This is a genomic window from Chryseobacterium sp. 2VB, from assembly GCF_005503635.1.
In the GTDB taxonomy this organism is placed as follows: domain Bacteria; phylum Bacteroidota; class Bacteroidia; order Flavobacteriales; family Weeksellaceae; genus Chryseobacterium; species Chryseobacterium cupriresistens.
This window is the reverse complement of record NZ_SCNC01000045.1, coordinates 1-11,295: the sequence shown is the minus strand read 5'-3', so window position 1 is coordinate 11,295 and position 11,295 is coordinate 1. Positions and strand designations below refer to the sequence as shown.

Genomic DNA, 11,295 nt, shown 5'->3' with positions numbered 1-11,295 from the left:
TTTAGGTGTGGGGGCCCTTCGGCTTCGCTCAGGGTGAGAGCGTGGGAAAGCCTCGGCGCGAGGAGTATGAATGGATAGCAGGAAATAGCTCCTAATAAAGTTCGAGAGTTGGAGTGCTAGAGTCTGGGTGGGTTTGAAGAAATGGCAACAAGATTATACTATATATAAGATAAGCTTAATCAAACAATCTAAGCTGCTGGTCGCGGGTTCCCGTGAAGTTGGCAGTGGAAAGCTTTGGAAATTCTTTGCCTTCAAAAAACTTCTTTCTGCCGATCTTAAAGGTGGTATGAATCATTTCTGCAATATTTCCCACTCCTTTTTGTCTTTCAAAATATCTTTTATCTCCAAGTTTTCCACCCCGCATGGATCTGATGAGATTTAAAACTTTTTGTGCCCTGTCCGGAAAATGAGCTTCAATCCAGTTAACAAAAACAGGTTCTACGGTATCATTTAAGCGTACCAAAGTATATCCGAAACCTAAAGCACCGGCATCCGAAATGGCTTTCAATATATTTAAAGGTTCATCACTATTGAGTCCCGGGATAATGGGGGCTACCATAACATGTACGGGAATATTGTTTTGGGAAAGGATTTCTACTGCTTTTAATTTATTTTTTGCAGAACTCGTTCTCGGCTCCATCTTGCGTCTCAATTCTTCGCTGATGGTTGGAATGCTTAGAGAAACTGACACCAGATTTTGTTCTGCCATAGGTTTTAAAATATCAAGATCTCTTAATACCAGAGCATTTTTTGTCAGAATATTGACAGGATGTCTGTAATCAAGACAGAGCTGCAGTAATTTTCTGGTAATTTCAAATTGCCTTTCCGCCGGCTGATAGCAGTCGGTGTTTCCGGACAATAGAATCGGGGCAGCTTTGTATCCTCTTTTCTGAAAAAATTTCTCCAGCAACTCAGGGGCATTTTTCTTTACCATGATTTTTCTTTCAAAATCAATTCCGGCACTATAACCCCAGTATTCGTGGGTTGGCCTTGCAAAGCAGTAAGAACAACCATGTTCGCATCCCTGATAAGGATTCATCGAATATTCCATTGGAAGGTCTTCACTTTTGACCTGATTGACAATGCTTTTGGGAAATACTTCCGTAAAAGAAGTCTTTACGGTTTCGAAATCTTCATCTTCTGGTTCATAGGTATACCTGTCGAAACGATTGACAACGTTTCGCTGAGCTCCCTGACCTTTTATGAAATTTTCGTTTTGCATTCCGGTGTAAAATTAGAATGGAATTTTTATAAAATAATGAGTTTTAACATTAAAGTTTTCCACAAAAAAAATCCAACACTTTCAAAAGCGTTGGATTTAAACATAATTAAATATATTTTTTTACTACTTCAGCGCGAATAATTCTACTCCATGAGTTTCATCATCATTATTTTTTTCATCAAAGTGTCTGTGATAATCCGAATAGGAATCACTATATTTTTTATCTTTTTTAGTCAAAATTTTTTTAATGCTTATTAAACTCAATACTGCCAAAAGACCAACTCCTCCTGCCAGTAAAACTCCAACTTCTTTTTTCATATTTTCTCTGATTTATTATTGATACCATTGCAAAAAGCATACCTATTTTATTTTTTTTAATTATAAATTTTGTTAACATTCAACTTTATTTTTAGGAAAATTACAATCTGCTATTTTTCTTATATTTAGGATAGCAATGGTTTAATTATTGTACTTAAAAATAAAAATATTATTATGGAAAATCCTGAAAACATTGACAGAATGACGACCTTGAGCCAAGTGATGAAAACGCTTTCTGAACGAGGAATACACAGGGAGTTCAGAATGAACGAAAAATGTGAAATGAAGTTTGAAAATTCTGAGAAAGTGTATCAACCTTCTGAACTGGTCATTTTAAAAACTTATCGCTTCGAGGGAGACAGCAATCCTGATGATAACGCCGTACTTTATGTAGTGAAGGACAATGCAGGAAATCGTGGGATGATTATAGATTCTTATGGTGCAGACAGCAATTATCCAGGTGAAGAATTTGATAAATTTTTAAGAGATATCCCTATTCAGGAAAGTGATGAATTCAATTTTTAACAACTCAATCACATATTAATTTTTTAAACCATTAAGGTTGTTTTCAATTAAAAACTGTACAGTGGTTATGACTGGCAGCCAAAGGATCTGTCTTAATGGTTTAAAGAATTATTCTTCAGTTTTTCCCTTTTTTCTGAACATATTATTCAGGAAGCCTTTCTTTTCTTTTTTCTTTCCTTCCGCACTGGGAGTTTCTTTTTTATTTTTTATTTCCTGTTTTATTTCTTTTACCGATTGTTTCATGTCCTTTACAGAAGAAACTGCTTCTTTGACTTTCTTTTCTGTTTTTTCAACATTTTTACCGATCAGGGTTTTCTTCAATCCCTGCTCTATTCCTCTCCAGAAGAGATTAAAGAAAGACTTTGTGGGGTCACGTTCCACATTTTCTACAGTAACGGCTTCCGGAAAGCGCCCTGAATCCGATCTCAGAAAAACATTGGCAACAGCAGTCAAAAAACCTTTTTTCTCATGATTATTCTTATTTAATACAGCAATTTTTAAGTCTTTATGTTTAAGATTAAAGGTTCCGTGCAATCCCGCAGGGTTTCCTTTGAAATTAAAAAGCATTTCCTGAATAGTTCCTGCAGTAGCTGTCACATGAAGATAAGGTCTGATAAAAGGATTGATTCCATTTGCCGGAAGACCGGTTGTTTTTCCGGAAATAGCAAATCTATCATTATGATCTGCCACATCAAAGTTCCAGTTGACAGAAAGTGGTGACAGATTCATGAAAGAACAATTGATGTTAATATCTACTTTTGTTGGCTTTCCTTTAATTTTAGCTGAATTCAGGTTTTTAACGTTCATATTAAAGTTGCTGAAGGTCAGTTTTCCCGGCCCCATACTTTCCGGAGTATCTTCTTCGTAGACCAGGACAGAGTTTTTCAGATCCAGGTTATGAATGGTCATCGGAATCTTAATAGAACGCAGCATTTTAGAATATAATGCTTTTATTTTTGGATCGTCCTTAGGAATTTTACTTCTGAAAATATTGGCATTTGCAGACTCAATGCCTACCTGTGAGGCGTTTATCATTTTATTATGAGAAAACAGATCCCATTCTCCTTCTGCAGTGATTTGTCCGGCTTTTATATCATAGAGATCTCTCTCAACAGGTATCATTTTGATAAACTGCGCTCTTGAAACGAGAGGTTTCATGGCAAAATTGTTAATCTGCACCTTATTTTTATTCAGCTTAAGAAGCCCAAGGCTCATGTTGTAAAACTGAGTTTTATAAGCGAGGTTTCTGGTGGTGATATAATAATCTTTCACTTTGAAGGACATTCCCGGCTGATTGGGTTTAGGTGATAATTCAATATTATTTACCGTTGCATTAAGATCGTGGAAAGTCAAAGGCTGTTTTCCTTTATCATAAGTAATGTTTGAATTTTTTAAAGATGTTTTTCTTATAATAAGTGATTTAATAATACCAGGCTCAGGAGATTTACCGGCTGGTTTTTCACCTGCTTTAAAGGTTCCGTTTACATTTTCTACAAGAAGATCCTTGATATCAACATTCAGCTTTTTGTCAATGAATTCCAGTTTATTGATATTAAAAGCAATATGATCTGTTTTTAACACTACTGCTGCTTTTCTCTCTGCAGGATGTCCTGGTGTCAGTACGACGTCCCTGACTTCACCGTTTGCAGGCTTCAGCGCAAGACTTCGCATTGTAATATTCTGAGCATTGGAGTATTCAATATCCTTTCCGGCAATGGTAAAATCTTTGTAACTTATCGGAATGATTTGTTCAGAAGTTTCTTTATTAAACATCAGCTGATTGATATTTACGCTAAGATTCCCTACTGACAGAAGATTATTTCCATCCGGCTTTGTGATCTTTACTATGGCATTATTCAGTTTTATATTTTTTAAATCAACTTCAAAATTTGATTTTTTTTCAGCTTTCTTAGTCTTTACTCCTGTATTATAGACTGTCAGAACAGGATTCTCAAAGTCTGCATTCGTAAGTGAAACTTTATTTTTGTTTAAAATAACATCTGTAAAATCCATTTTGGGAACTGCAAATTCAAATAATTGGGCCTTTTTAGGATAAAACTTTTTAAACTGAGCAAAAGAGAGCAGCGGAGTCAGTCTGAAATTCTCAACAGCCATCTGCCCGTTACTTGTATTGATACGGCTGATCGTAACAGCATATGTTTCATCTGGACGAAGAAAGAATTTTTGTCCTTTAATGCTGTATTTGTCAAAAACAACGGGTAGTTTATTTTCTACAGATTCTTCCGTCATCTGTAAATTTTCTACATACAGATCCAATTGCTGTACCGATAGAAATTTCTGTTTGGTATGTCTGAAAACAGCAATTTTACCCTTGCTAATCCTGATATTTTCAAATAAAACCGGATTTCTTTTCTTTCCGGTTTTGCGATCAACAGGTTTGGCAAGAATGACATTTAAAACAGGTTTTGCCAGCAACAGATCTGACGAGCTGATTCTTTTATTAAAAACAGCATCATAAATTCCGAAACGGCTTATTTTCAAGGTATCAATAGTTCCCTGCAAACCAATAACGTCTGTGTTTTGCGGATCTTTACTATTAACTGAAATTCCGGCAGCAAAAATATTTCCGGTTCCTAAATCCACATCTAGGGTTTTGTAGGAAACCTGATAGTCAGTATTCTTTTTTATATATTCCGGAAGCTGGGTTTTAAGCCAAATATTTAAACCGAAATTCGCGGCAAGAAGAATTCCTGCCAGAACTCCGAAACCTATGAGTAAATTTTTAATCCATCGATTCATATCCTGATCTTGTTAAATGTAAGTTTAAATATAAGATTATTAAGTGCAATTTTTACTTGTTTACACTTTGTAATAATAAAATTAATATGATCTATCACTTTAAAAAGGAAAATATTTCATTCTAAAAACAGCAAAAGACCATCTCAATTGAGATAGTCTTTTGTCAATAAAAACAACATTCGTTTATTGTAGTAATTAATTATTCTTTTACTATTTTTTTTGACGCAGATTCTCCCCGTCTATTCTTTAAAAAAACAATATAATTTCCCTGCTGCAGATGAGAAACATCTATAACATTTTTTCCTGTATTAAGATTTCCGGCCAACGCAGTTCGCCCGTCAGAAGTGTACAAGACATAGGATACATCTTCTTTGGAAATTACATTGATTACGGACTTGACAATGGTTGCATCAATTTCAGCAAAAGACACCTTGCTTTTTGTCATATCATGTACTGCTAATGTTGCATTAGGATTATATCTGTAAGTAAATGTTACAGGCGTACCATATTCATTATTAAAGCTATCGACCAGATAATATTTCAGGACATAGTCCATTGGAAATGTTCCGGAACCGGTATCAGAATTCCACATGGTATAGCCGCTTGAAACTTCAGAATTTGCAGGAATATTGATTGCCGGTTTGGAATTTCCGGGATAAACTGCTCCTAACATTATAAATGGAAGACATGTATTCTGGTAACAGAACTGAAAACTGCTTCCGTCAGCATTGACAATATTCATAACCTTTGCGCGAACATTAATAGGAACAGCTGAGTTGTTTTTAATTTTATAGTGTAAGGTTGCCAGATTTTCTTCCGTACTGTTATAGGTAATGATACTTCCGTCACTTATTGGTGTCCCGTCTTCTTTTGCTAAACTAAGCTGAGCCTTTCCATAAAAAGACAGAAAAATAGAAAGGAATATGATGTAATTAGTATTTTTCATAATTTTTAATTTATAAAACCAGGAAGCCGCGCTACAGCTTCCCGGATTGTGAGAAATTACTTAATAATTAACTTTTTAATAACCGGTTCCGCATCTTTTTCTTTAATAGAAACCAGATAAGTTCCTTTTACAAAATTGTGTACAGAAATCGGAGTATTAGGCTCTGCATTTTCTTTTTCAAGAATTATTCTTCCACTGACATCAAAAATTTTAATGTCTGCCTTTCCTTTTCCGTCAATTTTGAAATAGTCTTTTGCAGGGTTAGGATATAAGATATGTTCATTATTTGTCTTTTCAGCAGCATGAACCCCTAATGTTGTATTTATGGCAAATGGCCCTGCTGCATTAACAATTTCGCCGGTTGTACCATCCAATAAAAGCAAAGCAACTTTTATTTTATCCAGGTTATATGCAGTTGGAATATCTGCTGTAAATGTATAGTTTACAACCTGTCCGTCAGTTAGGGTGGAAGGTATAGATCCTGCCTGCCCGGCATATCCTCCCAACAGCATTCTGCCCACATGATCATAAACCATATCCGCAGCAGGCACCGGGTTGGGTTTACTTTCATATCCACCCATAGATGTAGTGCCCCCAGCATAGTAATTTGCCTGATTATAGCCCGAAGTAGTGCCTTTTACTTCATCTTCTATAACTACAGCAGCGAATCTGAAGTTAGCGTTTGTAAAGTTGGTTCTGAAAACAGCCGAAGCATTGAATGTAACTGTTCTTCCTACCAAAGAAGATGTAGCACTCAATGCTGCAGGAGCAATTATTTGTTTTCTTTCTGTGATGATTGGAGAAAAATCAGCATTACCAGGAATATCTAAACCAAATGAACTTCTATCTGCGTTCATAGTGGGAAATGATGAGAAATTTGTGCCCGTTGTATATGCTGTTATTTCCATAGGATCCGGGGCATTAACTTTTCCCCGATGTACAGCAATACCTATAAAATCATTAGACATATTATTTGTAGCATTATGCATTGCAACCGCCCCTCTCGGACACCAACCGCACCATGTTCCCGTACCCTCTTCAATTACTACTTTTTTAGGCGAATTTTGGCTGACAGTATTAAATGGGACTGAAAGTGTATTGTCTGCAGGAGCAGCATCCGCTGCTCCGTTGACTCCGGTAACAGATACAATAATATTTTTATTTACGACTGTAGAATAGTTTACGGCATTTGAATGCGTAATTTCTTTTTCCTGCCCAATAGCTAAAGGCGCCGCTAAGGGTATTACAGCAGAATGGTCTGTGCCATCATTCCAGTTAAGGGTGACATTATTAACACTTTGTGCCCCATTATTTTTTACAGTTGCTTTGATAAAATAATCCGTATTGGTCACTCCATATCGACTTAAAGATAAATTTTTAAGAGCTACATCATAATCTGCAAAACTTTTGACTTGGATATTATCCAAAATGAGATAATACTGATCTGTACAATCATAATGTCTGAAAGAAATATAAACTTGCTGCCCAATAAAGGAACTCACATTGATCACTCTGTTTTGAAAGCCACCTGCAGCCACAGTTTCTGTATACACAGGCGTGGAAGCAGTAATAGCTCCTGAAGCGTTGGTTGTTGTAACATATACTGAATACTTTTCGTTTGGATAATTAGAATATGTTGCCAAATTATAGACCAGATATGCATTAGAAGCAGTAACATTACTTAAGTTAATAAGCGGTGAAGTGATGAGATTGTTTGGCGTAAGCACGGTTCCACTCATATAAGAAAAGGAAGTCAATGATCCGCTTCCAAAGCCTGCATTTACACTAGAAACATTCATATTAGTCCATTGTTTCCCATCTCCGTCAATATCAGTACTCACCCATCCGTTGAGTCCTGCAGTATTAAAATCCTGACTGTAATAAGTCTGTGAGTAGTGTATCCCGAATATCAGGATAAGCACCGAAAATAAAATCTTTTTCATTTGTTTTAAAAATTTAAGTTTAGTAAATAATAGTTTTATAAAAATTCATAAGTATTGGATATGCCTATCTTTTCTTCTCTCACGTTCAGTACGGTTCCACTACCATCCATTACCATCACGATAATTTTAAGATGATCACGATGGTAATCTGAAGGAATAGAGTATTGAAATGATTGGGAGTATTCATTGGAAATTACTGTCTGGGAATCCGGAATATTTTCTCCAGCAACAGATGAAGTCAGTTTAGCCCGTAAAACATTATGGTGTACATAATCATAAATAGTAGGTGGCCCCAAAGCCGGAACATAATTCTTTTGTTTACCCACCAGCTCGTCTTCTACTATAAACGCAGCTATTTTAAGTCCTGAAAAGGCTTGGGCAAAAGAAATCCGGGCATCAACATTCAGAGTATTGCCAGATATTTCAGAGCCTATTCTTATCCCTATTTTACTGAAGGCTTTTAACTGAGACAACGGTAACGACATATCGGTATAATTTTCACTGTCATCCCACATTGTATTTCTGTTAATGAACATTGTGGGCCAGCCCAGATCCACCCCGGTTACATTTTTAAACTGCTCTACCTCAGCACTTACGGCATTCGACCACGGATCCTGCCCACTAGGGCCATGAATCCCGATAAAGACAAAACCATCATCGGTCTGCAGTCTCAGATTTTTGGCTCTGGCCCCTGCACGGGTACAGTTTCCACACCATGTACCGGTAAAATCTTCGTATAAAATTCTATGTTTAAAATTGACTCCGTCATTGATGACAGCATTTACAGATATAGGATTTGCAGGGAGGTTTCTGTATCGGGCACTGATAGTATAAGCTCCTTTCTCTACAGGCGTATAGATATTTCCGTTAATCAGCTGATTATTGACAAAAATTTCACTTTCTGAAGTAATGTCATTATTGAGATTATCCTTTATTCTGAATGTAAAGCTTTTTCCCAATAGTTTTTCGTTACCACCTTCTGAAGAAATGGTAAGATAAGTCGCAACAGTATCTCCTTCGTCGCTTGCCGATCCTCTACAGGAGGACAATAACAAAAAAAATAAAATCACACAATTTAGAAATAATAACTTTTTTTTCATTGTTTGTTGAATTTTTTAATAGGTTTAAATAAAAACTGAAATTTTATATGGAGTTGTTAATAAATATGTTTAAAATTTAAACATTAAAATTTTTATAAAATCAATGTTTTGACAGTTTTAATAAATATTTCGCATTAAAATTACATAATTAATTATATATTAGCAAAATAATATTTGTTTAATTATTAAAAACAACATTGACAATGAAAATGATTTTCTCAGGACTCTTCGTTTCTTGTTTAAGCTTTTTTTACGCTCAGGAAATGCCTAATGTCTCTTTAAACACCTTGTCAGGCGAAAGGATCAATTTTTCCAAAATAGACTCCTCTAATCCTGTTATTGTCAGCTTTTGGGCTACATGGTGCCTACCTTGTATGGAAGAACTTACCGCTATTAATGACAAATACGGAGATTGGCAGAAGGAAAGTAAGTTTACCTTACTGGCAGCTGCCACAGATGATGCCCGTACAGTTTCAAAAGTTAAAACTCTTGTCAAAAGCAAAGGGTGGCCCTACACAGTATTATTAGACTCTAACCAGACTCTTAAGAGAGCATTGAATATCAACAGTATCCCCCACACCATACTCATTCATAAAGGTAAAGTCGTATATTCTCATGTGGGCTACTCTCCCGGGGATGAAGATGAACTGATCAAAAAGATTAAAGAATACAATACCAGCAAATAATTATGCGAAAAAAAATAATTTATGGAGTGGCTCTATTAACCAGCATTCGTCTTTTTAGCCAGTTATCTGTAAATCTTGAATCCAATTCACAATACTATATTGATGACAGCAAAGTAAAACTCTCCGAAGCAGAAAAAGACCAAAGGCTAAGATCAAATAACTACCTTAATATCAGCTATAAATTAAAAAACTTCACAGCAGGAGCGCAACTTGAAGCTTACGAACCCCGAGCCTTACTCAATTATTCCCCGGTTTTGAGTAAAACCAGCCTGGGAACTTATTTTGTTAACTATAATAACGAAAAAGCGGGAGTAGATGTCACATTAGGGCATTTTTATGAGCAGTTCGGCAGCGGTTTAGCTTTACGTGTATGGGAAGACAAACAGCTTGGGATTGCAAATTCCCTGCTGGGAGGAAAAATAAAATATACAGATCCCAGCCAAACCGTTATCATGAAAGCATTAATAGGTAAACAGAGGTTAGGATTTAATCTTTCAGACGGATTAATAACGGGACTTGATACCGAACTGAATCTGGACAATATGATAAAAGCAAAAGACCTTCACACCAGTATCGGATTCAGCTATGTCAATAAATACGAGGACAATAAGGAAAACAGTAAATTCCCTAAAAACGTCAGCATCTATTCATCCAGAATGAAAATGGAATATTCAAATTTTGCAATGGAATTTGAATACCTTTACAAAACCAAGGACAATATCAAGCAGGTAAACACACTGGATCCAAATAATATATTTTCAGGCAATGCTTTTCTGCTTAACCTTTCTTATGCTACAGACCGGTTTGGAATCATTGCTGGACTGAGAAGACTGGAAAACTTTAATTTTTACTCACAACGAGACCAAATCGGAAATATTTACCATAATTCCGTGTTGAATTATATCCCTTCACTCACCAAACAATATGATTATAGCCTGGCCAATATTTATGTTTATCAGGCACAACCAAGGCTGTCATTTCTCCCTCAAAAGAAATCCGGAGAACTAGGTTCTCAGATAGATATCTTTTATAAGATAAAAAAGGGAACATTATTGGGAGGAAAATACGGAACTGATCTTTCTTTGAATATCTCAAACTGGTATGGATTAAAGGGAACATACAGATCATACATTAATGATATCCGTGACTATAAAACGGATTTTCTTGCATTAGGAGAAAAATATTACTCAGACCAAAGCCTTGATATCAGGACCAGACTGAATGATAAATGGAAGGTTGCCCTGGTATTTATTAACCAGTACTACAACACTTACAGAGTCGAAGAAACAAGTGGAGAAGTAAAAGCACAGACCCTTATTCTGGATAATATGTACAAATTTTCCAAAAGTTCTATGAAACTGGAACTGCAGCATCAATGGGCAAACGGCTACCATGGAAATTGGGCTGCCGGTCTTTTCGAATATAATTTTAACAAAAACTGGTCGATCTTCGCCAATGACCTTTATAATTACGGAAATTCTGATAAAGAAAAGCAAATGCACTATTACACAGGAGGGCTGGTTTTTAGAAAAAACAGTACAAGAATTCAGGCTTCTTATGGCAGACAAAGAGGAGGATTGCTTTGTGTAGGCGGTGTTTGCAGATTTGTTCCTGAGAGTGCCGGTCTTTCTTTGGGTATTAGCACCAGTTATTAATCACATATATTCAAATTAGTTTAATAAAATGAAATTTAGAAACTGGTTTTTATTAATTCTACTATTTTTAGCGACAGGAATTAATGCGCAGATAAAAAATCCTGTAAAGTTTAAATTCACCATCAACGATCTGGGAAACA

General features: G+C 35.8%; 9 protein-coding genes. 3 read left to right on the top strand and 6 right to left on the bottom strand.

Annotated elements, in window-relative coordinates; translation table 11 throughout:
• Window positions 1-175 precede the first annotated feature (175 nt).
• Complete coding sequence (locus tag FFS26_RS22130) at window positions 176-1,222, bottom strand: PA0069 family radical SAM protein (protein ID WP_110011834.1); 1,047 nt, start codon at window positions 1,220-1,222, stop codon at window positions 176-178.
• A gap of 123 nt (window positions 1,223-1,345) precedes the next feature.
• Complete coding sequence (locus tag FFS26_RS22125) at window positions 1,346-1,540, bottom strand: hypothetical protein (protein WP_047426218.1); 195 nt, start codon at window positions 1,538-1,540, stop codon at window positions 1,346-1,348.
• 174 nt (window positions 1,541-1,714) lie between these two features.
• Here FFS26_RS22125 and FFS26_RS22120 point away from each other — a divergent pair, with 174 nt between their 5' ends.
• Window positions 1,715-2,065, top strand: coding sequence for a hypothetical protein (locus tag FFS26_RS22120; RefSeq protein WP_110011835.1), 351 nt, complete (start codon window positions 1,715-1,717; stop codon window positions 2,063-2,065).
• 108 nt (window positions 2,066-2,173) lie between these two features.
• Here the strand turns inward: FFS26_RS22120 and FFS26_RS22115 are convergent, their stop codons facing one another.
• The 4 genes from FFS26_RS22115 to FFS26_RS22100 all read right to left on the bottom strand — a co-directional run bounded on the left by FFS26_RS22115 (window position 2,174) and on the right by FFS26_RS22100 (window position 8,814).
• Window positions 2,174-4,825, bottom strand: a complete 2,652-nt coding sequence (locus FFS26_RS22115) for a hypothetical protein (protein ID WP_137906174.1) — start codon at window positions 4,823-4,825, stop codon at window positions 2,174-2,176.
• Window positions 4,826-5,024: 199 nt separating this feature from the next.
• Window positions 5,025-5,771 carry a T9SS type A sorting domain-containing protein gene (locus tag FFS26_RS22110; protein ID WP_137906173.1) on the bottom strand — a complete coding sequence of 249 codons (747 nt, stop codon included), beginning with the start codon at window positions 5,769-5,771 and terminating at the stop codon, window positions 5,025-5,027.
• A gap of 56 nt (window positions 5,772-5,827) precedes the next feature.
• Window positions 5,828-7,714 carry a T9SS-dependent choice-of-anchor J family protein gene (locus FFS26_RS22105; RefSeq protein ID WP_110011838.1) on the bottom strand — a complete coding sequence of 629 codons (1,887 nt, stop codon included), beginning with the start codon at window positions 7,712-7,714 and terminating at the stop codon, window positions 5,828-5,830.
• A gap of 35 nt (window positions 7,715-7,749) precedes the next feature.
• Window positions 7,750-8,814 (bottom strand): Omp28-related outer membrane protein, encoded by a 1,065-nt coding sequence (locus FFS26_RS22100; protein ID WP_137906172.1) that lies wholly within the window; start codon window positions 8,812-8,814, stop codon window positions 7,750-7,752.
• Between the two features lie 203 nt (window positions 8,815-9,017).
• On the opposite strand from FFS26_RS22100, the gene FFS26_RS22095 reads away from it, so the two are divergent.
• A complete protein-coding gene (locus tag FFS26_RS22095; protein WP_110011840.1) occupies window positions 9,018-9,500 on the top strand; it encodes a TlpA family protein disulfide reductase in 483 nt (160 codons plus the stop codon).
• Between the two features lie 2 nt (window positions 9,501-9,502).
• Entirely contained in the window at window positions 9,503-11,155 is a 1,653-nt protein-coding gene (locus FFS26_RS22090) for a DUF6029 family protein (RefSeq protein WP_110011841.1), read from the top strand.
• The last annotated feature ends 140 nt before the right edge of the window (window positions 11,156-11,295 follow it).

What these genes read in the sequence shown, in the direction of transcription:
- FFS26_RS22130 (WP_110011834.1), bottom strand. Translation starts at nt 1,222, where the DNA reads ATGCAAAACGAAAATTTCATAAAAGGTCAGGGAGCTCAGCGAAACGTT.
- FFS26_RS22125 (WP_047426218.1), bottom strand. Translation starts at nt 1,540, where the DNA reads ATGAAAAAAGAAGTTGGAGTTTTACTGGCAGGAGGAGTTGGTCTTTTG.
- FFS26_RS22120 (WP_110011835.1), top strand. Translation starts at nt 1,715, where the DNA reads ATGGAAAATCCTGAAAACATTGACAGAATGACGACCTTGAGCCAAGTG.
- FFS26_RS22115 (WP_137906174.1), bottom strand. Translation starts at nt 4,825, where the DNA reads ATGAATCGATGGATTAAAAATTTACTCATAGGTTTCGGAGTTCTGGCA.
- FFS26_RS22110 (WP_137906173.1), bottom strand. Translation starts at nt 5,771, where the DNA reads ATGAAAAATACTAATTACATCATATTCCTTTCTATTTTTCTGTCTTTT.
- FFS26_RS22105 (WP_110011838.1), bottom strand. Translation starts at nt 7,714, where the DNA reads ATGAAAAAGATTTTATTTTCGGTGCTTATCCTGATATTCGGGATACAC.
- FFS26_RS22100 (WP_137906172.1), bottom strand. Translation starts at nt 8,814, where the DNA reads ATGAAAAAAAAGTTATTATTTCTAAATTGTGTGATTTTATTTTTTTTG.
- FFS26_RS22095 (WP_110011840.1), top strand. Translation starts at nt 9,018, where the DNA reads ATGAAAATGATTTTCTCAGGACTCTTCGTTTCTTGTTTAAGCTTTTTT.
- FFS26_RS22090 (WP_110011841.1), top strand. Translation starts at nt 9,503, where the DNA reads ATGCGAAAAAAAATAATTTATGGAGTGGCTCTATTAACCAGCATTCGT.